At 64.0% G+C, this 19,548-nt stretch carries 20 protein-coding genes; 11 read left to right on the top strand and 9 right to left on the bottom strand.

What is annotated here, in order from left to right; all coding sequences use genetic code 11:
• Nucleotides 1–4: 4 nt before the first annotated feature.
• Entirely contained in the window at nt 5–1,315 is a 1,311-nt protein-coding gene (locus CEQ44_RS19375; RefSeq protein ID WP_088189841.1) for a sugar MFS transporter, read from the bottom strand.
• 124 nt (nt 1,316–1,439) lie between these two features.
• On the opposite strand from CEQ44_RS19375, the gene CEQ44_RS19370 reads away from it, so the two are divergent.
• Nucleotides 1,440–2,600, top strand: coding sequence for an aldose epimerase family protein (locus CEQ44_RS19370; RefSeq protein ID WP_088185491.1), 1,161 nt, complete (start codon nt 1,440–1,442; stop codon nt 2,598–2,600).
• Entirely contained in the window at nt 2,600–3,457 is an 858-nt protein-coding gene (locus tag CEQ44_RS19365; protein ID WP_088185490.1) for an SMP-30/gluconolactonase/LRE family protein, read from the top strand. The genes CEQ44_RS19370 and CEQ44_RS19365 overlap by 1 nt, the downstream gene beginning before the upstream one ends.
• Before the next feature lie 231 nt (nt 3,458–3,688).
• Here the strand turns inward: CEQ44_RS19365 and CEQ44_RS19360 are convergent, their stop codons facing one another.
• Nucleotides 3,689–3,937 (bottom strand): hypothetical protein, encoded by a 249-nt coding sequence (locus CEQ44_RS19360; protein WP_088185506.1) that lies wholly within the window; start codon nt 3,935–3,937, stop codon nt 3,689–3,691.
• Nucleotides 3,938–4,166: 229 nt separating this feature from the next.
• Between CEQ44_RS19360 and CEQ44_RS19355 the strand changes: the two genes are divergently transcribed.
• Entirely contained in the window at nt 4,167–6,065 is a 1,899-nt protein-coding gene (locus CEQ44_RS19355) for a potassium transporter Kup (RefSeq protein ID WP_088189840.1), read from the top strand.
• Nucleotides 6,066–6,193: 128 nt separating this feature from the next.
• On the opposite strand, the gene CEQ44_RS24550 is transcribed toward CEQ44_RS19355, so the two are convergent.
• The 4 genes from CEQ44_RS24550 to CEQ44_RS19340 all read right to left on the bottom strand — a co-directional run bounded on the left by CEQ44_RS24550 (nt 6,194) and on the right by CEQ44_RS19340 (nt 10,039).
• Complete coding sequence (locus CEQ44_RS24550) at nt 6,194–6,349, bottom strand: hypothetical protein (protein ID WP_176401072.1); 156 nt, start codon at nt 6,347–6,349, stop codon at nt 6,194–6,196.
• A gap of 18 nt (nt 6,350–6,367) precedes the next feature.
• Nucleotides 6,368–7,078 (bottom strand): hypothetical protein, encoded by a 711-nt coding sequence (locus tag CEQ44_RS19350; protein ID WP_088189839.1) that lies wholly within the window; start codon nt 7,076–7,078, stop codon nt 6,368–6,370.
• Nucleotides 7,079–7,175: 97 nt separating this feature from the next.
• Nucleotides 7,176–8,393: a toxic anion resistance protein gene (locus tag CEQ44_RS19345; RefSeq protein ID WP_088184786.1), complete on the bottom strand. Its 1,218-nt coding sequence runs from the start codon at nt 8,391–8,393 to the stop codon at nt 7,176–7,178.
• Between the two features lie 95 nt (nt 8,394–8,488).
• On the bottom strand, nt 8,489–10,039 hold the full coding sequence (locus tag CEQ44_RS19340; protein ID WP_088184787.1) for a S10 family peptidase: 1,551 nt from the start codon (nt 10,037–10,039) through the stop codon (nt 8,489–8,491).
• A gap of 288 nt (nt 10,040–10,327) precedes the next feature.
• Here CEQ44_RS19340 and typA point away from each other — a divergent pair, with 288 nt between their 5' ends.
• The 7 genes from typA (at nt 10,328) to CEQ44_RS19310 (ending at nt 14,990) form a co-directional block, all read left to right on the top strand.
• The gene (gene typA / locus CEQ44_RS19335) at nt 10,328–12,163 is read left to right on the top strand and encodes a translational GTPase TypA (RefSeq protein ID WP_088184788.1); all 1,836 of its coding nucleotides are present in this window, start codon (nt 10,328–10,330) and stop codon (nt 12,161–12,163) included.
• A gap of 103 nt (nt 12,164–12,266) precedes the next feature.
• On the top strand, nt 12,267–12,434 hold the full coding sequence (locus CEQ44_RS24545) for a hypothetical protein (RefSeq protein ID WP_176400367.1): 168 nt from the start codon (nt 12,267–12,269) through the stop codon (nt 12,432–12,434).
• Between the two features lie 77 nt (nt 12,435–12,511).
• Complete coding sequence (locus CEQ44_RS19330) at nt 12,512–12,922, top strand: DUF805 domain-containing protein (protein ID WP_088184830.1); 411 nt, start codon at nt 12,512–12,514, stop codon at nt 12,920–12,922.
• 229 nt (nt 12,923–13,151) lie between these two features.
• Nucleotides 13,152–13,643: a helix-turn-helix transcriptional regulator gene (locus CEQ44_RS19325; RefSeq protein WP_088184789.1), complete on the top strand. Its 492-nt coding sequence runs from the start codon at nt 13,152–13,154 to the stop codon at nt 13,641–13,643.
• 70 nt (nt 13,644–13,713) lie between these two features.
• Nucleotides 13,714–14,058 (top strand): hypothetical protein, encoded by a 345-nt coding sequence (locus CEQ44_RS19320; protein ID WP_088184790.1) that lies wholly within the window; start codon nt 13,714–13,716, stop codon nt 14,056–14,058.
• Nucleotides 14,059–14,119: 61 nt separating this feature from the next.
• Nucleotides 14,120–14,539, top strand: a complete 420-nt coding sequence (locus CEQ44_RS19315; protein ID WP_088184831.1) for a hypothetical protein — start codon at nt 14,120–14,122, stop codon at nt 14,537–14,539.
• On the top strand, nt 14,517–14,990 hold the full coding sequence (locus tag CEQ44_RS19310; protein ID WP_088184791.1) for a MarR family transcriptional regulator: 474 nt from the start codon (nt 14,517–14,519) through the stop codon (nt 14,988–14,990). The genes CEQ44_RS19315 and CEQ44_RS19310 overlap by 23 nt, the downstream gene beginning before the upstream one ends.
• A gap of 12 nt (nt 14,991–15,002) precedes the next feature.
• Here CEQ44_RS19310 and CEQ44_RS19305 read toward each other — a convergent pair whose 3' ends face one another.
• The 3 genes from CEQ44_RS19305 to CEQ44_RS19295 are packed head-to-tail and all read right to left on the bottom strand — an operon-like array spanning nt 15,003 to nt 17,996.
• Nucleotides 15,003–16,316 (bottom strand): cell wall metabolism sensor histidine kinase WalK, encoded by a 1,314-nt coding sequence (locus CEQ44_RS19305; RefSeq protein WP_254913651.1) that lies wholly within the window; start codon nt 16,314–16,316, stop codon nt 15,003–15,005.
• A complete protein-coding gene (locus CEQ44_RS19300; RefSeq protein ID WP_088184792.1) occupies nt 16,313–17,080 on the bottom strand; it encodes a response regulator in 768 nt (255 codons plus the stop codon). The genes CEQ44_RS19305 and CEQ44_RS19300 overlap by 4 nt, the downstream gene beginning before the upstream one ends.
• A gap of 16 nt (nt 17,081–17,096) precedes the next feature.
• Nucleotides 17,097–17,996 carry an intradiol ring-cleavage dioxygenase gene (locus tag CEQ44_RS19295; protein WP_088184793.1) on the bottom strand — a complete coding sequence of 300 codons (900 nt, stop codon included), beginning with the start codon at nt 17,994–17,996 and terminating at the stop codon, nt 17,097–17,099.
• A 174-nt stretch (nt 17,997–18,170) separates the two neighbouring features.
• On the opposite strand from CEQ44_RS19295, the gene CEQ44_RS19290 reads away from it, so the two are divergent.
• Nucleotides 18,171–19,493: a NupC/NupG family nucleoside CNT transporter gene (locus CEQ44_RS19290; RefSeq protein ID WP_088184833.1), complete on the top strand. Its 1,323-nt coding sequence runs from the start codon at nt 18,171–18,173 to the stop codon at nt 19,491–19,493.
• Nucleotides 19,494–19,548: the final 55 nt, after the last annotated feature.

Below are 19,548 nucleotides of genomic sequence, written 5' to 3'. Positions count from 1 at the left end.
CGGCTTATTCGGCCGCGACCTGTTGGTCGGGCAGCGCATGGGTCGTCTTCGATCCCCACAGCGCATAGAAGAGGATGTAGAGTTCGCAGATCGCGGTCAGCAGGAAGCTGGTCTGCAACCCATAATGATCCGCCAGCCAACCCTGCACCACCACCAGCGCGCCTCCAGCGATCGCCATGATGAGCAGGCCCGACCCTTCCTCGGTCAACGGGCCAAGCCCCTTGATGCCGAGCGTGAAGATGGTCGGGAACATGATCGAATGGAACAGGCCGACCAGGATCAGCGACCACATGGCGACCGGCCCGGTGGTGAACACCGTGACCAGCATGACGACGAACGCGCCGATCGAGAAGGCGGCGAGGACATGGCCCGCGTCGAACTTCTGCATGATCGCAGACCCTGCGAATCGGCCGATCATCATCCCGCCCCACAGGAAGGTCAGGTAGCGGCCCGCCTGCTCATGGGTCAGGTTGGCGATGTCAGGCTGGCTGACGAAATTGACGAACAGATTGGCGACGCCGATTTCCGCGATCAGGTAGATGAAGATCGCCGGGATGCCGAACACCAGATTGCGATGGTTCCAGAGCGAGTATTTCTTCCGCTCTTCCTTGCTGTGGCGCTGGGTCGCATTGCCCATGGCGGGCAGCGGGAAGCGGGCGATAACGATGGCCAGCACCGCCAGCACGGCCGCCACGATCACGTAGGGCAGGATGACGGATTGGGCATCGGCCAGCCGTTCGGCCTGCGTCAGGACGACGTCGCCCTGCGCCGTGCCGCCCTTCGACCGGCCCAGAATCAGATAGGCGCCGAACAATGGGGCGAGCATCGTCCCGGCCGAGTTCATCGCCTGCACCAGATTGAGACGCGAGGAGGCGGTTTCCGGCTTGCCGACGATCGCGACATAGGGATTGGCCGCGACCTGTAGCAATGTGATGCCACTGGCGATCACGAACAGCATGACCAGGGTCACGCCATAGGAGGGGATCGACGCCGCCACGGTCATGCCCAGCGCACCGGCCGCCATGACGAGCAGGCCGATCACCAGCGATTTCTGATAGCCGACCCGCTCGATCAGCTTGGCCGACGGTATGGAAGCGACGAAATAGGCGATGAACCAGACCGATTCGATCAGCGTCGTCTGGGTGTAGCTCAGTTCGAACACGCTGCGCAGATGCGGCAGCAGCGTGTTGTTGATGACCGTGATGAAGCCCCACATGAAGAAGAGGCTGGCGAGCAAAGCCAGGGCAGGGCCGTAGCGCGTGCCGGGATTGTGCGTCGCGGTCACGCCCGCGCCTGATGAGATCGGTCCTGCCATTCATCCTTCTCCACTGCAGTTCCAGTAGCGCGGCAAACCGATCTGGGCTTGCATGCACTTATTTTGTCGGAGTATATCCCCCTTAACCGCCCGTCAATGGGCGCAACTGTCAGGGAGGAAGTCCATGCGAAAGGTCGTCGATTTGAAAACAGCGTTGTCACCTGCTGTCGGTCTGTATGCGCTTGCTGTCACGCTCGCAAGCGGTACGGCGATGGCTGCGGACGCCAGCCGCGCGCCCGCCGGCACCGCTAATGGTGCGGCGGTGGAAACGATCACGTTGAAGAATGGCGCGGGCGTCTCTGCGAAAATCCTGACCTATGGCGCGACGCTCCAGTCGCTGTCCGGCCCCGGCAAAGATGGTCAGATTGCCGACGTGCTGCTGGGCTATGATGACCTCAAATCCTATGTCGATTTCCCCAATTATTTCGGCGTTACCGTGGGCCGCTATGCCAATCGCATCGCCGGCGGCAAATTCAGCCTCGACGGCAAGGCCTATCAATTGCCGCTGAACGACAAGGTCAATTCGCTGCATGGCGGCGGCAAAGGCTTTGACAAGCAGGTGTGGAAGGTCGTTTCGCTCAAGAGCGGCCCGAAGGCGTCGCTGGTGCTGGGCCTGGCCAGCCGGGACGGCGATGCGGGCTATCCCGGCAAGTTGGACGTGACCGTCACCTATACGCTGGACGAGAGCGGCAACCTCGGCATCGCCTTCGATGCGAAGACCGACAAGCCGACCATCGTCAACATGACTAATCACGCCATCTTCAACCTGGCGGGCGAAGGCTCGCCTGATGGCGCGATGGGCCATATGCTGACGATCCCGGCCAAGGCCTATACGCCGGTCGACGCCAATCTGATCCCGACCGGCGCATTGAAGCCGGTCGAAGGCGGGGTGTTCGATTTCCGTGCGCCGCGCCGTGTGGCCGATGGCCTGCGTGACGGCCGCGATGCGCAGATCATCGCCGGGCGCGGCTACGACCATAATTTCGCGCTGGACAAGGGCGCGACCAAGACGCCGGAACTGGCCGCGCGGCTGGAAGATCCGGTGTCGGGCCGCGTGCTCGAAGTGCTGACGACCGAACCGGGCGTGCAATTCTATACCGGCAATTTCCTGGACGGCACCTTCATCGGCAAGAACCAACATGTCTATCGCATGGGCGACGGCATCGCGCTGGAGCCGCAGAAATTCCCCGATGCGCCCAACCAGCCCGGCTTCGTGTCGGCGCGCGTCGATCCCGGCAAGCCCTATCATCATGAAATGGTCTATCGCCTGTCGGTGGCGCGCTGATGCAGGAATGGCGGCTGATCGACCGCGGTGTTGCGGACACGCTGGGGGAGGGGACTCTCTGGTCGGCGCGTGATAATGCCGTCTATTGGGTCGATATCCTCGCCCCGGCGCTCAATCGCTTGTCTTTGGCAAGCGGCGCGGTCGATCGGTTCGCCATGCCGGAGCCATTGGGCTGGGTGGCGGAGCGTCAGGCGGGCGGCTTTATCGGCGGCTTGCAGAGCGGCTTTGCCGAGATCAGCCTCGACCCGCTAGTCATCACTGCGTTCGCCGACCCGGAGCCGCATTTTCCGGGCAACCGGATGAACGATGGCAAGGCGGACGCGCAGGGCCATATCTGGTGCGGCACGATGGACATGGCCGAAGAGCATGATCGCGGCGTGCTCTACCGCCTGGCGCCCGATCGCAGTTGGCGCGTCATCGATAGCGACTATCGCGTGCCCAACGGCCCCACCTTTTCGCCCTGCGGGACGTGGCTCTATCATAGCGACACGGCCAAACAGCAGATGTACCGCTTCCGTCGCACCGAAGAGGGCGCGACCGATCGCGAGCCGTTCATCCGCTTTAGCGAAGAGGATGGCTATCCCGACGGCATGACCGTGGACGCGGAGGGGCATATCTGGGTGGCCCATTGGGGCGGCAGCCGGATCAGCCGCTTTACGCCGGACGGCAGGCTGGACCGCGCCATCGCCCTGCCGGCGCGGCAGGTGACCAACATCACATTCGCCGGGGGGAATCTCGACCGCATGTTCGTCAGTTCGGCGAGCGTGGGGATGGACGATCCGACAGAATATGACGGCGGCTTTTTCGAAGTGGAGAGCGGCGTGCGCGGTTTGCCGACCCATCTTTACGCGGGCTGAGCCCCGCCAACGCACGCCGATCGGGGCGCGGTCATCGGACGGATGGCCGCGCTCTTTCCAATTTTACCAAAGCCAGTTGCGTCGATTGCGCGAATCATCTAGAGCGTCAGGACAGCGTTGTCATTACCTCTCCAAAGTACGATGACGTTGCGATCCCGGACGGTCCCTTGATGAACTGCACGCATCATCGGCCGTCCGGGGCGATTTTCCCCCGCCCATGCGACAAGCGCCTCAGCCCTGCCAGCGGCTGGCCACGCGCACCGGCTTCCACAGGTCCGGCCCCATCAGCAACAGCGCGATTCCCGCCGCGGCGCTGACGAAGCAGGACGCCGCTACCATCAATTGCAGCGGCGTGACCGACGGCGACTGCCGCACCAGCATGTGCAGCCACGCGGCTTGCAGGCGCAGGCTGGCGAGCAGCGCCAACCCGATCAACCGCAGCCCGATATGTGCGGCGGGGCGGGGACGCCAATGGGACATGATGCAACCTCCATCGCAGGGGGGGCGCTTCATCTACCCACAGGCGCGTAGCAATGCGAGAGCGCAAAATCCCGCTGGCCGTTGAAATCGCGTAGGAATTGACGGCTGCCGACAACGGCCCAGCTCCGAATTATACGAAAATACTATGCGCCTGCCCCCTTATCCCTATGGAAATGCTATGCCGGTTCATGGCATCGCGGACGGACCGACGCAGGCAAGGACTTCGACAATGTATTCCCCGACCGACGACGCGCGGCCCCACGATGCCGGCGCGGGGCAGCCGCTGGCGCCGCTGGCGCTGGGCGCGCTGGGCGTCGTCTTCGGCGATATCGGCACCTCGCCGCTCTATGCGCTCAAAGAAAGTTTCGTCGGTCATCATCCCCTGACCGTGGACATGCTACATATCTATGGCGTGCTGTCGCTGATCTTCTGGACGATGACGCTGATCGTCACGGTCAAATATGTGTTCATCGTCATGCGCGCGGACAATCATGGCGAAGGCGGCAGCATGGCGTTGCTGGCGCTGATCGGGCGGCGGCTGGGGCCATCGCGCTGGACGCCGTGGATCGCCATGCTGGGCGTGCTGGCGACCGCGCTTTTCTATGGCGACGCGATCATCACGCCTGCCATATCGGTGCTGTCGGCGGTGGAGGGGCTGACCGTGGTGCAGGCCAGCCTGACCCCACTGGTGCTGCCGATCGCGATCGTCATCCTGGTCGGGCTGTTCCTGATCCAGCGCCATGGCACAGCCAAGGTTGGCGCGCTGTTCGGTCCGGTCATGGTGGTCTATTTCCTCGTGCTGGCCGCATTGGGCATCCTCAACATCCTGCGCCATCCTGACATCATCGCCATCGTCAACCCGGTCTGGGCGGTGCGATTCTTCGCCTATGACCCCCAACTGGCCTTCCTTGCGCTGGGATCGGTCGTGCTGGCGGTGACGGGGGCGGAGGCGCTTTATGCCGACATGGGCCATTTCGGGCGCAAGGCGATCAGCATCGCCTGGCTCTACGCCGCATTTCCCTGCCTGCTGCTCAACTATCTAGGGCAGGGGGCGCTACTGCTCGACGAACCTGCTGCTGCTGCCAATCCCTTCTTCCTGATGGCGCCGGAATGGGCGCGCCTGCCGCTGGTGATTCTCGCCACGATGGCGACGATCATCGCCAGCCAGGCGGTGATTTCGGGCGCTTTTTCGGTCACGCAGCAGGCGGTGCAACTGGGCTTCCTGCCGCGCCTGCGTATCCTCCACACCAGCGCGTCGGCGGCCGGGCAGATTTATGTGCCGCTGGTCAATGTCGCGCTGCTGATCTTCGTCATCCTGCTGGTGCTGGGCTTTGGCAGTTCGACCGATCTGGCCGCGGCCTATGGCATCGCCGTCACCGGCACGATGCTGATTACCGCTTGCATGGTCGGCGTGCTGACGTTCAGCGTATGGCGCTGGCACCCGCTAGTCGCGGGCGGCGTGACGCTAGCCTTCCTGATCGTGGACGGCGCCTATTTCGCGTCCAACGCGACCAAGATTCCCGATGGCGGCTGGTTCCCGCTGCTGGTAGCGGCGATCGCCTTTGTCGGCCTGACCACCTGGGCGACCGGGCGACGGATCATGCGCGAACGGCTGCGCGACGGCGCGATGGAGCTGGACCTGTTCATCCGCTCGACCAGCGGATCATTGAAACGCGTGCCCGGCACCGCGATCTTCCTGTCGTCCAGCACCGACGGGGTGCCGCCCGCGCTGCTCCACAATGTGAAGCACAATCGCATCCTGCACGACCGCAACATCATCCTGACGGTGCGGACGCAGGGCGTGCCCCATCTGCGCGAGGAGAACCGGATAGCCGTGACCGATAACGGTCAGGGCTTCTACCGTGTCGTGCTCAACCATGGCTTCATGGAGGAAGTGGACATCCCCGCCGCACTTAAATCAGTGCAGGATTGCGGCGGGCCGATCACGGTCAAGGACAGCAGCTATTTCCTCAGCCGCCAGACGCTGATCCCGTCGGCCCGGCCCGGCATGGCGATCTGGCGCGAAAAACTGTTCGCCTGGATGATCCGCAATGCGGAAAGCCCGATGGAATCCTTCAAGCTGCCGGTGAATCGCGTGGTCGAACTGGGATCGCAGCTGGAGATTTAGAGTCTGATAACTTTACATTGACCCGTTCGCTTCGAGCGAAGTCGAGAAGCGGGAAGCGCTGCCTATGCGTTTCTCGACTTCGCTCGAAACGAACGGAACGAGATGGGTCGACCTATCGTCATCGCGCTCTAAGGTTTGCGCCGCCACCGCCGGAACAGCGACACGCCCAGCACGCCGCCACCGACCGCCGCCGCGATCGCGCCGCCGGCCGACGCCAGCGCCCAGGCGCCAGCCGCCAGCAGGCCCGTCAGGAAATCGACTATGATAAGGGTGAGGTGGATCATGTCAGGAACCAGACGGCGCTACTGGCCGAGTTCCTTGGCTTCCTGATATTTCAGTTCCAGAAAACGGTTCTGCGTCGCCAGCTTGTCCAGGTCGCCGCTGGCCAGGCTCTCGCTCATCCGCCCGATTTCAGCGTCGATGACGGACAGCCCGTCGATCAATTGCTTTTCGGGCACGCGGCCATTGCGTTCCTCACGGCGCAGCGGCTGCGGGATCGACTGATAGCCGGTGACCAGTTCGGGCAGATGATCGGCCAGCAGGCGGCGGATTTCCTGCGCGGCCGGTTCCTGATCGTTCAGCCGCTCCAGTTGCGGCGCCAATATCTCCAGCTTCACGCCAATGCTGTCGACCAGGGTGATCGCCGGGGCGGGCAGGGCCTTGCGCTGGTTTTCCAGCCAGATTTCTGTCTTGAGCGGCAGCGCGGTCAATTCTGTCGCGGCCAGTGCTTCCGTCTTCACCCGGCTTTCGGCAGGCATCAGGGCGATCAGCAGCAGCGCGGCGATCATCACCCCCAGCGCGATCATCACCCCGGTCACGCCCAGCGGCAGGATGAAGCCCGCCACCGCGCTCGCCAGCACCACCGCCAAGACCGCCCAAAAGGCATATTTGACCTTGCGCATCAGCCCCGCATTGCGCCGCTGCCGCGCACGGGCGGACAGGCTCTGCCCGCGATCGCTGTGGCGGCGCAGCACGGCCTCGGCATCGGCCAGGACACGGTCGGACCGGCTCATCCTTCCTGTTTCTCCGTTCGGTTCGCGCTTGTCGAAAACGTCGTGGGCCGGGTTCTCGACAAGCTCGAACCGAACGGCGTTGGATGGGACAAGCGCATCACCCCTCGATCGCGCTCAGCAGCGGATTGTCGGCGCGTACTTGCTGTGCCGCCTGCGCCTGGCCCTGCGCGCGGGCGATATAGCCCTTGGACTTTTCGACCTCGCCCGACAGGGTGTTCACCGTCATCTTCATATTCTCCAGCGCCTTGAGCTTGAAGGCATCGATATTGTCCATCGTGTCGTAGATATTCTGGAAGGCGCGCTGGAGCGTTTCGATCGGGATCGTGCTCGCCGCGGCCTGTTCGTGGATTTGCGCGGTCTGGCTTTTGAGCAATTCGCCGGTCCGGTCGATCATATTGGCAGTCGTAGTGTTGAGCGCACTGATCTGTTCCAGCACCAGCCGCTGCCCGGCCAGCGCCTGCGCGACCGTCACCGCCGTCCGCAGCGCCGCGACCGTCGTGGTGCTGGCGCGGTCCACGCCCTTGACCAGTTCGACATTGTTCTTCTTCACCAGGTCCAGCGCCAGATAGCCCTGCACCGTCACCGCCATTTGCGTCAGCAGATCCTGCGTGCGCTGGCGGATGTAGAACAGCGCGCTTTCGCGGATTGCCTTCGCCTTGGTCGGATCAGTCGCATCCAGTTCCAGCGCCTTGGCCTCCAGCCGCGCGTCCATGGTCTTGCTGATATGGATCATCTGTTCCAGACGGCCCATGGTTTGCCACATATTCTGCCGCTCGACGTCGATCGCGGCATTGTCCTTGATAAGGACGTCCTTGCCGCTGGCCAGCGACCCCAGGATGGAATTGATATGACCCTGCGCGCTCTTATAACCGTCGAAATAGTCGCGCATCTTATTGCCGAAGGGGATGATGCCGAACAGCTTCTTGGGCGCGAGCAGGTTGCCGCGCTTGCCCGGATCGAGATCCTCCACCGTGCGGCGCAGTTCGGCCAGGTCGGCGCCGACCTTGGTGTCGCTGTCCATTGCCCGCACTGGGCGATCAAGGAATCGGTTGGAGTGGCCTGCGGCCTCCGCGATTTCCTTGCGCCCCATATTGGTCAGCTGATCGACGCGCGCACCGAACTCGGGCGAATTGGCGTCCTGCGCGATCAGGTCCGCGACGAAGGCGTCGACCTTCTCGTCCAGCTTGGACTTTTTTTCGTCCTCGATCGGGACCAGACCCGCCGCCCTTTCAGGCGCGACCACGGGCACCGGATCGGGCGCGGTCAGGTTCAGCGGGTCGGCAGTAACGGTCGTGGTGGGCGCGGTCGTGGCCATATCGTCTCCCAACGGCATTGCGAACCAGCTGTCATATGTGACTATAACAGTGGCGCTTCAATGGCGAATATGGCCCGGTCCCGCGCCCGATGCAATCAGCGCGCGCCCTCCGCGTAATAGCGCTCCATGTCGAGCCGCATCTGGTGCAGTGCTTCCGGGTTCAGATAGACCATGTGGCCCGCCGGATAATATTTGAACTGAAGGTTCTGGCGTAGCTGCGGCTCCAGCATCATGTGCTTCAAATCGCGCTCGGTCGAGAAGAAGGGCGTCGCCATATCGTACCAGCCGTTCAGGGACAGCACGCGCAGATGCGGGTTTGTGCGCATCGCAGCGCTCAGGTCCGCGGTCACGTCCGCGACATTCTGCTTGCCGCCTTCGGGCGCCTGATGGCTCCAGTCCCATTTGAAATCGCCGCCCTCGCGCGCGCTCAGGCGGTAGTTGAGGTCGGTCTTGTAGCCGATCTGCCGCGTCACCTGGTCCAGGAAACTGCCCACATAAAGGCCGGTGATGCCGGTGCTGGACGGATCAAATTCCGGTTCCTCGCCCGCCGCGTCGGCGTCTATGCCTTTGTAGCGGCTGTCGAAGCGGCCGACCGTTTCATGCCCTTCACGCAGCAATTCCTTGCGGAAGCGCGACAGGCTGACGCGCAGGTTGGCGCGCTTGAGATAATCGACCGACAGGCCTGTGAAGCGGCTTAGCTGTTGAGCAATCTGGTCGGTTTCCTGCACGCTGATGTCGGACCCCTTGAGCAGCGCGGTGGCATAGGGGCCGTTGGCGAACTGGCGCGCCTCCTCGACGAAGGCTTCCAGACTTTCTGGGCGGCCGCCGGGCACGCGGTTATGATACCACGCGGTCGCGGCGTAGCTGGGGATATAGCCGATATGGATGGTGTCGAAGCCCGACTGGCGCACGCCATAATTCATGATCGACGACAGCAGCACCACGCCATTGAGCGCCAGCCCGCGATCCTCCAGCTGAAAGGCGAGCGCCCCCGACCGGGTCGTGCCATAGCTTTCGCCGAAAATATATTTGGGCGACGCCCAGCGTCCATTTTTCGTCGTGTAGCGGATGATCGCCTTGGCAAAGGCGTCCACATCCCCATCGACGCTATAGAAGTCGGATGGCTTGGCGTCGCCCAATATGCGCGAATAGCCCGAACCGATCGTGTCGAGGAACACCATGTCCGTGCTGCCGATCAGGCTGTCATTATTGGGGCCGACGTCGAACGGGGCGGGCTTGACCGCTTCCGGGTTGCTGGTGCGGACATGCTCCGGCGCGAAACTGCCCATGCGCAGCCACAGTGAAGAGGAACCGGGGCCGCCATTGTAAAGGAAGGTCACCGGGCGGTTCTTACCCGCCGCCGTATAGGCGGTGTAGAACATGCTCGCGACCGGTTTGCCCTTTTCGTCGCGGATAGTGAGCGTGCCGGCGGTCTGGGTGTAGGGGATAGCCTTGCCATCAACGCGGGCGGTGCCCTTGCTGCTTTGCGTCACTTCCTCGACCGGCGCGCTGGCCCAATTGGCCGCGACTTCTTCGGCCACCTTGTCGGCATGTTGCTTGGCAGCGTCGGGCGCTTCCTTCTGCGCCAGCGCAGGGGTGGCGAGGGCGATCAGGGAAGCAAAGGCGAAGGTGGCGGCAGACCGCATCGAGGAAGGCTCCTTGGCAGGGACAGGTTATATATTGGCGACGGGCGGCACCATAGAAAGCCAGCCGCGGCGGGCAAGGGGCTTTTGCGCGGATGTAAAGCAACAGGTTAGTCCGCAGAAGCGGGGAGATATGCTGCCCATTCAGACTGTCGGGCGGATCGCGCCCATGTTCCAACCCGCTCGACGCGCCTGCCCTTGCCGCATCGCGGCATTTCCTGTAGGGGCGCGCCGGAAGCCTCTGTGCGACCCTGTGTCGGCTTGGGCGAACCTATATCCCGAAGGCAAGACATGTCCCTGCGTAATATCGCCATCATCGCGCACGTCGATCACGGCAAGACCACCCTCGTCGACCAGCTTTTCCGCCAGTCCGGCACCTTCCGCGACAATCAGCGCGTCGAAGAGCGTGCGATGGACAGCAATGACCTGGAAAAGGAGCGCGGCATCACCATCCTGGCGAAGCCGACCTCCGTCGAATGGACGCCCGAAGGCGGCGAACCCGTCCGCATCAACATCGTCGATACCCCTGGCCACGCCGACTTCGGCGGTGAAGTCGAGCGCATCCTCTCGATGGTCGATGGCGTCGTCCTGCTGGTCGATTCGTCGGAAGGCGCGATGCCGCAGACGAAGTTCGTGACCGGCAAGGCGCTGGCGCTGGGTCTGAAGCCGATCGTCGTCGTCAATAAGGTCGACCGTCCCGACGAGCGTATCCAGGAAGTGCTGGACGAAGTGTTCGACCTGTTTGTGTCGCTGGACGCGACCGATGAGCAACTCGACTTCCCCGTCCTCTACGCGTCGGGCCGCAACGGCTACGCCAATGAGGATTCGACGCTGCGTTCGGGGACGCTGACCCCGCTGTTCCAGAAGATCGTCGATCATGTGCCTGCGCCCGCCGTGGAAGTAGAGGGCGTGCCCTTCACCTTCCTGGTGACGCTGCTCGATCGCGACAATTTCCTGGGTCGCATCCTGACCGGCCGCGTGACCAGCGGTTCGGTGAAGGTGAACCAGGCGATCCACGCGCTCGACATGGACGGCAAGGTGATCGAAACCGGTCGCGCGTCGAAGATCATGGCCTTCCACGGCCTGGACCGCGTGCCGGTGGAGGAAGCCAAGGCGGGCGACATCATTTCGCTGGCCGGTCTCGCGGTCGCGACCGTGGCCAACACCATCTGCGACATTTCGGTGACCGAACCGATCCAGGCCCAGCCGATCGATCCGCCAACGCTCTCGATGCGTTTCGCCGTCAACGATTCGCCCATGGCCGGCCGCGAAGGCACCAAGGTGACCAGCCGCATGATCCGCGACCGTCTGGCCCGCGAAGCCGAATCGAACGTCGCCGTGAAGGTCACCGAGAGCGCCGACAAGGACAGCTTCGAAGTCGCCGGGCGCGGCGAGCTTCAGCTAGGCGTGCTCATCGAAACCATGCGCCGTGAAGGGTTCGAACTCTCCATCAGCCGCCCACGCGTGCTGTTTGGCGAGGACGAGAATGGCGGCAAGACCGAGCCCTATGAAACCGTCATGATCGACGTGGACGATGAATTTTCCGGCACGGTTGTCGAGAAGATGAACCTGCGCAAGGCGGAAATGACCGACATGCGGCCTTCGGGTGGCGGCAAGACCCGCATCACCTTCTCCGCGCCGTCGCGCGGCCTGATCGGCTATCATGGCGAATTCCTGTCCGACACGCGCGGCACCGGCATCATGAACCGCTTGTTCGAGAAGTACGGCCCGCATAAGGGCACGATCGAAGGCCGCAAGAACGGCGTGCTGATCTCCAACGGCGCGGGCGAGGCGAATGCCTATGCGCTGGGTCCGCTGGAAGAACGCGGCATCCTGATGGTCGGCGTGGGCGAAGCGCTCTATGAAGGCATGATCATCGGCCAGAACGCCAAGCCCGACGATCTGGAAGTCAACCCGATGAAGAGCAAGGCGCTCACCAACTTCCGCGCCAGCGGCAAGGACGACGCCGTGCGCCTGACCCCGCCGTGGAAGCTGACGCTGGAACAGGCGATCGCCTATATCGACGATGATGAACTGGTCGAAGTGACGCCCAAGACCATTCGCCTGCGCAAGCGCTACCTCGATCCGAACGAGCGCAAGCGCATGAGCCGTTCCAAGGCGGCGTAAGCCATATAGTTCCTCCCCGGCACGGGGCGGTGGCGGGCCGAAGGCCCGATGGAGGGGGCGGGCGGCAACGCACCGCCCCCAATCAGTTTACAGGAGCCCGCACATGGCCGACCTCTATCTCAAGGCGCTGACCTCCGAGCGCCGCGCCCTCTGGGCCGAATGTCGCCTTAAAGGGCTGGCCAAGGACAGCGTCCAGCGCCAGCGCATCGTCGAGATCGACGCGCTGCTGGCCGCGCACAAGGCGAAGCAGGACGGCAAGCCGGCCGCCTGATCGCGCGGGGTGCTTTTTGCGCGACAGACGCAGAAACGCTTCCTATCCTGTTGTTTCTCGAAACGGGGGACACGCAGATGGACTATATGCTCTTGCCGCTCAAGCGGTACGCCGACTTTTCCGGGCGCTCGCGGCGCAAGGAATATTGGATGTTTTTCCTTGGCTATATGCTCGCGGCGATCCTGCTGGGCATAGTGGGCGTCATCCTGGGCGGCTTCCCGAACGGCCAGGCGTCGGGCGGCGCATCGATCATGATGATCCTGCTGGGGCTGCTGGTCCTGCTGCTCATCATTCCCTCGCTCGCGGTGCAGGTCCGCCGCTTCCATGACCAGGACAAGAGCGGCTGGTTCGTGCTGCTGAATTTCGTGCCCTATGTTGGCGGCATCATCGTGCTGGTCTTCATGTGTCTGGAAGGCACGAGGGGCGAGAATCGCTTCGGTCCCGATCCCAAGCAGACGGCGGCGGACGTAGGCGATATCTTCAGCTGAATCGGCCCCGGCCCCGGCCGGGAATCGTCGGACCGATGCTATCCAAATGGGCGGCGGGGGACAATCCCGCCGCCCATTCGCATTGCGTCCTTGCGCCCTGTCGTGTCACTTAAGCGCGCGACGCAAACCGAATCGCAACCTTTAGATGGTGGATGAAGTGTAGGTGGCTGAGCCTTCCCCTGTGGTCGTTTGTTGATCATATGGTGGTTCACGCAGGAGGAATGATGCAGTGGCGGATACCCTTCCGGCCTTGAGCGAGGGGGAAAAGCAGTGTCTGCGCTTGGTGGCGCAGGGCTTCAATTCCAAGGAAATCGCACGGCAGCTTCGCGTGTCGGAGCATACGGTCGATCAGCGCGTCCGCACCAGCCTGCGCAAGTTTGGCGTGCCATCGCGCAAGGAAGCAGCCCGGCTATTCATTTCGGTTGAGCAACGATCGCCCCAAAGTGACACATATCAGCCCTTGATATATCAATCGGCGCCGCTTGCCACCGATCCCGAACCTGCGTCATCCCTTGCTCAGCCGAACAGGCCGGATGCGCAGAAGGAGCACAAGACGCTCCTGCGCCGCATCCTCGCCTTCGGCCCGCCGCTAGGGGGATCGACCAATGAACTGAGTATCGACGGCCGCATATTGGCGATGATCCGGGCCGCTGTCCTGACCGGGGTTGGTGTCGTCGCTTTGCTGCTACTCATTCGCGGGGCCTTTACGGTCCTGGGCTGATCTTTCCCAAATCGCCATGCTGAAAAGCGCACCGCCCGGTGAAAGGGGCGCCGTGCGAAGGAGATGACTTGTGCTCAACCTCGATCCTGCCAAGACTCAGGCCGTCGCCGACCAGACCCGCCAGGCCTTCGCCGCGCTGGACACCGCCCTGGTCGATGCCGCGCAGCTGACCACCGCTTTCCTGACCGCGTCGCAGGGGTCGGGCCTGACCGCCAGCGAAAGCCAGCGCATCCTCAAGCAAATTCACGACAGCGCGACCAAGATCATTGAAGGCCGCAGCGACATGGTTCGCGCGACCGCGCTGCTGACCCGCTGCATCGAACGCAGCCAGCATGACGTCACCGCCTTTGGTTGCCCCATCGGCCTGGAGCTGGAGCAGCGCGAAACCGCGCGTCACCTGACCCTGGTCGCCTGAACGGGGCGAAAGTCGCCGGCATCGGCATAACCATTGTTCTCCCTCTCAATCGGAAATGCAGATGCTGGCGGCTTTCTTCTGGCTCCTGATGCTTATGACCTGCGCCTTTGCCGTCTGTTTCGGCGGGCGCGACGGGCGGCTGCTGGTCGTGATCTCGGTCACGGCGGCGCTGCTCAGCATCCCCGCGCAACTCGCCGGATCATGGCACGCCACCCAATTCTGGCTTCTGGTCGTGGACCTGGCCACCTTTGCGGCGTTGCTCTGGCTGATGCTGCGCAGCGAGCGCTACTGGCCGATCTGGGTCGCCGCCTGCCAGTTGATGACGGTGCTGACCCATGTCGTCACCCTATTGCGGCCCGATTTTCCAGACATGATCTATGCGGGCCTCAGCACGGTCTGGGTCATTCCGCTCATGCTGTTCGCCATCATCGGCATCGAACTCGACCGGAAGGCGTCGCATGACCGCGCCTATTCCGCCTGACCGTCATATGCCTAGTCAGGAAGCGGTCGACCTGGTGGTCGCGCTGCAACGCTGCCTGACCAATTTCCATGCCCGGCAGGAAGAGCCGGCGATACTGGACGGTGACGGGGGCGACCAGCGCCTTGCCCTTGCCCGTTATGTCGAAGCGCGGCGGATGCGATCGACGCTGTTTGGCCATGATCTTTTCGCCGACCCGGCCTGGGACATATTGCTGCTGCTTTATCAGGCTGAATTGGACGGCGGCGGGCTGACGCTGGAGCAGTTGAGCGAAACGCTGCGCCTGTCGCTCAGCGTCGTCGTCGGCCAAGTGGGCGTGATGGAACGGCGCGGCCTGCTGGATGAACATCGCACCTCGCCCAGCAGTCGGCGACGCCGCGCCATCCGCCTGTCGCCATTGGCGGTCGACGCCATGGCCTCCTGGACCTCGCTCGCCTTCGACGGGGGCGACTGAACCGCAGGTCGTTCAGCGGTCCAAGGGCAGCGTGACGCTGGCCCGTAATCCGCTGGCGCCGCCGACGCGGTTGGCGAAGGACAGCCGTCCGCCATGGCTGTCGGCGATCCGCCGGGCGATGGAGAGGCCCAGGCCCACGCCGCCCGTTTCCCGGTTGCGGGATGCTTCGCCACGATAAAAGGGCTCGCATAATCGCTCGATCGCGGCGTCTGGCACGCCCGGTCCGTCATCCTCCACCGCCACGGTCACGCGCCCGTTGGCGACCGTTAGCGCGATCCGCGCCAACCCGCCGTAACGGACCGCATTTTCGACCAGATTGGCGATACAGCGGCGCAGCGCCACCGCGTCGCCGCGCACCACCGCGCGGCTGCCGTGCGTCACCGCCACATCCTGCCCCATATCGGCCAGATCGTCGGCCAGCGTCTCGACGATAGCGGACAGGTCGATCCGCACCTGCGCCGCCCCATCGCCCTCGCCGCGCATGAAATCGAGCAGGTCGGTGACCATCGCGCGCATTTCCTGCACATCCGCCTGCGCCTTGGCGCGGGGTCCATCGGGCAGCGCCTCCAGACGGAAGGACAAACGGGTCATGGGCGTGCGCAGGTCATGCGCGATGGCGACCAGCATCGCCGTGCGTTCGTTCAGATAGTCTGCGATCCGCGCGCGCATATGATTATAGGCCGCGCCCACCGCCCGCACCTCCGGCGGACCGGTCAGCGGCAGCGGGTCGGCGCGTTCGGGCCGTTCGGTTGCCGCGCCGTCGGCCAGCCGCCGGATCGGCTGGGTAATGCGCCGCGCCACCCAATAAGCGGGCAGCAGCAGCAGGATAAAGATGCCCGCCATCAGCGACAGGGTGATGGCGTACCAGCGCTCGTTCGCCCCCTGCCGCGCCTGCACGACCTGCCAGCCGCCCTCAGTTCGTCGCGCCAGCAGGAAGGCACCGTGCAGCATCGTGCCGTCGGGACCGAAATTGGGCCGCGGCCAGACCTTTCGATCGGGATCGGCCATGCGCACCGGCGGCAGCTCGCGCACAAGACGCACATCGGCGGGGCGCCCACCCAGCAGCGCGGCGACCTGTGCGGCGGCGCGCCGGTCCTCCATCTGTCCGGGTTCGGCCAGCGGCGCGGGATCGGACTGATAGCGCGCCACCGTCCAGCTACCGGCCGGGGCAGCGGCCCCCTGCAACAGCGCGGCCGCCTCGCCCAGCATCATCGGCCGGCTATGCGGTGGCGGCCCGCGAAAGGCCACCAGCATCATCGCCCCCAGCGCCAGCAGCAGGGTGGCGGCGACCAGCGCGACGATCCGCGTCAGGATCGACGGGTTCACGCCGGGCGGACTTCGGCGGTGAACATATAGCCTTCGTTACGGATAGTGCGGACCAGTTCGTCGGCCCCCTCATGCCGCGCGCCGCGCTCCAGCTTGCGCCGCAGCCGGCTGACCTGCACGTCGATCGCGCGATCATAGCTTTCGCTGTCATTGCCCGCCGAATAGTCGAGCAACTGGTCGCGGCTCAGGACTCGACGGGGATGGTCAATGAAGGCCCGCAGCAGCCGAAACTCGCCGTCGGTCAGGGTGACGACCACATTGTCGGGATCGGTCAGCAGCCGCCCGGTCATATCGACCTGCCAGCCGGCGAAGCGCAGCTTCCTGCCGCCCACCTGCGCCGTCTGTGTCACCTGTCGCCGATGGCGGCGCAGGACGGTGCGGACTCGGGCCAGCAACTCGCGCGGGTTGCACGGTTTGGGCAGATAATCTTCCGCCCCCATTTCCAGCCCGACGATCCGGTCGATGTCGCTGCCGATCGCCGACAGCATGATGACCGGCAGGCCGCCGCGTGCCGACAGCCGCCGCAGGATCGACAGCCCGTCCTCGCCCGGCATCATCACGTCCAGCACCGCAATGTCGAAATCCTCTGCGGCCAAGGCTTGATCCATCGCCGCGCCGTCCGCCACCGCGGTCACGGCGAAACCATGCTGCTCCAGAAAATCCGACAGCAGCGTGCGGATGTCCGCATCATCGTCGACCACCAATATGCGCGAACCGTCCATGGGCGGCAGCATATCGGCGGAATGCGCCTCCTGCAAAGTCATCTGCACGCTGCTCCGATCAAATCGCCAGGCCGACCGTCACCGCGCCAATATAGCCGTTGGTGATGTCGCCGGTCATGACCGGCGTCATCGCCGTCGCCTGCGCTGCTGTATTGTCGCCGAACACATTGTCGCTGCTGGTCGATATGCTGGCGAAATTGCTTTTGCTGCTGGCATAGCCGCTGGTCGCATAGACGCTGGTGCAGGCGTCGGCCGGCATGGCGAATTGCGACGTCAGCACGCGATTGGCGTAGCTGGTGGCGCGGGCCAGGCTCGGATAGACCTCGAAATGGATATGCGGGTAGCGCCCGTCATAACAGCCGGGGAAGATGCTGGTGAAGGTCACCTGCCCGTTGGCGTCAGTCATGCCCACGCCGCGCAGATAATTTTCGCCCGGCACGGTATAGAGCGAATAGAGACCATCGCGGGTGCAGTGCCAGATATAGACGGCATAGCCCGCCAGCGCGGCGCAACTGCCGTTGACGTTGACGACGGTGATGGTCAGTTCCATCGTGATGCCGGCCGCCGTGCCGCTGGATGACCCGAAGCTGGACCGGATGTCGGTGCGCACGATGCCGCTGTCGTCCAGCACATTGACCACGCTGCCGTTGCTGCTGTTGGACCCGTCGGCCGGATAGGGGCCGTTGGTCTCCTCCGGGTCGGCGACGCAGGTGCCGGTGGGTGTCGGCGTGGGTGTCGGCGTCGGGGTTGGTGCGGGCGTAGGCGTGGGGGTGGGCGTCGCGGTCGATCCGCTCGACGATCCCGATCCGCCGCCGCATGCCCCGATCAGCGCCGCGCCGCTCGCCGAAAACAGCAGCCGCAAGGTGCGCCGCCGCCCAATGCCCTCCCGCGCCAGCGTACGCATCTGTTCCAGGTCGTGCAGCAACCCATGGTCGTGCGCGTCGTCATGTCCGGCCATCTACCCTTGTCCCTCTCGTCTTATCGTAACAAGACCCTCAGGATCGTCCCTATAAGCGGCATGTCTCCGGCTAATTGCGCAATGTTGCGACTTTGTAGCCGTCGAACGGGCTGGCCTCTCCGCGACATGGCCCATATAGTCGCAGGGTTTGTCCTTCCCACGCGAAAGCGCTTCATGCATCTTCTCATCGGCCTAGCTGGCATTCTTCTGATCCTCGCCATCGCTTTCGCTCTTTCGTCGGATCGTCGCGCCATCAAGCCGCGGGTGGTGGGCGCGGCCTTCCTGCTGCAGGCGGGGATTGCGCTGTTGGTGCTCTATGTGCCCGCGGGACGCGGCATCATCGCGGGCATGTCGCGCGGGGTCGCCAACCTGCTCGGCTATGCGCAGGCGGGCACCGACTTCATCTTCGGCCCGCTGGCCAGGCCCGAAATCGGCGGGGCCAGCTTCGCCATCGCCGCGCTGCCGGTCATCATCTTCTTCGCCAGCCTGGTGTCGATCCTCTATTATCTGGGGATCATGCAGTTCATCGTCCGCTGGGTCGGCGGTGCGATCGAATGGGTGACGGGCGTGTCGAAGGTGGAAAGCCTGTGCGCGGCGGCGAACATCTTCGTCGGGCAGAGCGAAAGCCCTCTCGTCATCCGCCCTTACCTTGCCGGCCTGACCCCACCCCAATTGTTCGCGGTGATGACCAGCGGCATGGCGGGCGTGGCGGGCACCATATTGGCGGCCTATGCGTCGATGGGGATCAAGATCGACTATCTGCTTGCGGCCAGCTTCATGGCGGCCCCCGGTGGGCTGTTGATGGCCAAGATCATGATGCCCGACCCGCGCGTGCCGGTGCAGGGCGAATTGCCACTGGGCGACCATCCCGACCTGCTGCTGCCCGAAACCCGGATCAGCGGCGCAGGCCCCGCCGCGCTGCTGCCCGAAGGCACGCCAGGCGAACCCATGCCGCAGGCCAGCCATGACGAGGAAAAGCCCGCCAACCTCATCATGGCTGCGGCGCAGGGGGCGCAGACAGGTGTCAAACTCGCCGTCGCAGTCGGCGCCATGGTGCTGGCCTTCGTCGCGCTGGTGGCGCTCGCCAACGGCATATTGGGCGGCATCGGCGCATGGTTCGGCTACCCCACGCTCAGCTTCCAGATGCTGCTGGGCTATGTGTTCCAGCCGGTCATGTATCTGCTCAACATCCCCTGGGCCGAAGCGCAGGTGGCGGGCGGCCTGTTCGGGACGAAGGTCGTGCTCAACGAATTCGTCGCCTATATCAATCTGGGCCAGGTGCAGGGCGCGCTGTCGCCCGCGACCATCGCCATCGTCACCTTTGCCCTATGCGGTTTCGCCAATTTCAGCTCGATCGCGATCCAGATGGCGGTGACCGGCAACCTTGCCCCCAATCAGCGGCCGATGATCGCGAAGCTGGGGTTGAAGGCGCTGGTCGCTGGCAGCCTCGCCAATTTGATGAGCGCGGCGCTGGCGGGATTGATGCTCAGCCTGTGATTTAGATCAAGTCGGCTCCGTAACGGAAACGCTACCATCGGCCCTTCAAATCAGT

It is taken from the genome of Sphingobium sp. Z007 (assembly GCF_900013425.1).
Classification (GTDB): Bacteria; Pseudomonadota; Alphaproteobacteria; order Sphingomonadales; family Sphingomonadaceae; genus Sphingobium.
Note: the sequence above shows the minus strand (reverse complement) of the source record. Positions and strands in the feature narration are given on the sequence as shown.

Bases quoted from the DNA above. Each gene is read 5' to 3' on its own strand.
- CEQ44_RS19375 (WP_088189841.1), bottom strand. From the start codon at position 1,315: ATGGCAGGACCGATCTCATCAGGCGCGGGCGTGACCGCGACGCACAAT.
- CEQ44_RS19370 (WP_088185491.1), top strand. From the start codon at position 1,440: ATGCGAAAGGTCGTCGATTTGAAAACAGCGTTGTCACCTGCTGTCGGT.
- CEQ44_RS19365 (WP_088185490.1), top strand. From the start codon at position 2,600: ATGCAGGAATGGCGGCTGATCGACCGCGGTGTTGCGGACACGCTGGGG.
- CEQ44_RS19360 (WP_088185506.1), bottom strand. From the start codon at position 3,937: ATGTCCCATTGGCGTCCCCGCCCCGCCGCACATATCGGGCTGCGGTTG.
- CEQ44_RS19355 (WP_088189840.1), top strand. From the start codon at position 4,167: ATGTATTCCCCGACCGACGACGCGCGGCCCCACGATGCCGGCGCGGGG.
- CEQ44_RS24550 (WP_176401072.1), bottom strand. From the start codon at position 6,349: ATGATCCACCTCACCCTTATCATAGTCGATTTCCTGACGGGCCTGCTG.
- CEQ44_RS19350 (WP_088189839.1), bottom strand. From the start codon at position 7,078: ATGAGCCGGTCCGACCGTGTCCTGGCCGATGCCGAGGCCGTGCTGCGC.
- CEQ44_RS19345 (WP_088184786.1), bottom strand. From the start codon at position 8,393: ATGGCCACGACCGCGCCCACCACGACCGTTACTGCCGACCCGCTGAAC.
- CEQ44_RS19340 (WP_088184787.1), bottom strand. From the start codon at position 10,039: ATGCGGTCTGCCGCCACCTTCGCCTTTGCTTCCCTGATCGCCCTCGCC.
- typA (WP_088184788.1), top strand. From the start codon at position 10,328: ATGTCCCTGCGTAATATCGCCATCATCGCGCACGTCGATCACGGCAAG.
- CEQ44_RS24545 (WP_176400367.1), top strand. From the start codon at position 12,267: ATGGCCGACCTCTATCTCAAGGCGCTGACCTCCGAGCGCCGCGCCCTC.
- CEQ44_RS19330 (WP_088184830.1), top strand. From the start codon at position 12,512: ATGGACTATATGCTCTTGCCGCTCAAGCGGTACGCCGACTTTTCCGGG.
- CEQ44_RS19315 (WP_088184831.1), top strand. From the start codon at position 14,120: ATGCTGGCGGCTTTCTTCTGGCTCCTGATGCTTATGACCTGCGCCTTT.
- CEQ44_RS19310 (WP_088184791.1), top strand. From the start codon at position 14,517: ATGACCGCGCCTATTCCGCCTGACCGTCATATGCCTAGTCAGGAAGCG.
- CEQ44_RS19300 (WP_088184792.1), bottom strand. From the start codon at position 17,080: ATGACTTTGCAGGAGGCGCATTCCGCCGATATGCTGCCGCCCATGGAC.
- CEQ44_RS19295 (WP_088184793.1), bottom strand. From the start codon at position 17,996: ATGGCCGGACATGACGACGCGCACGACCATGGGTTGCTGCACGACCTG.
- CEQ44_RS19290 (WP_088184833.1), top strand. From the start codon at position 18,171: ATGCATCTTCTCATCGGCCTAGCTGGCATTCTTCTGATCCTCGCCATC.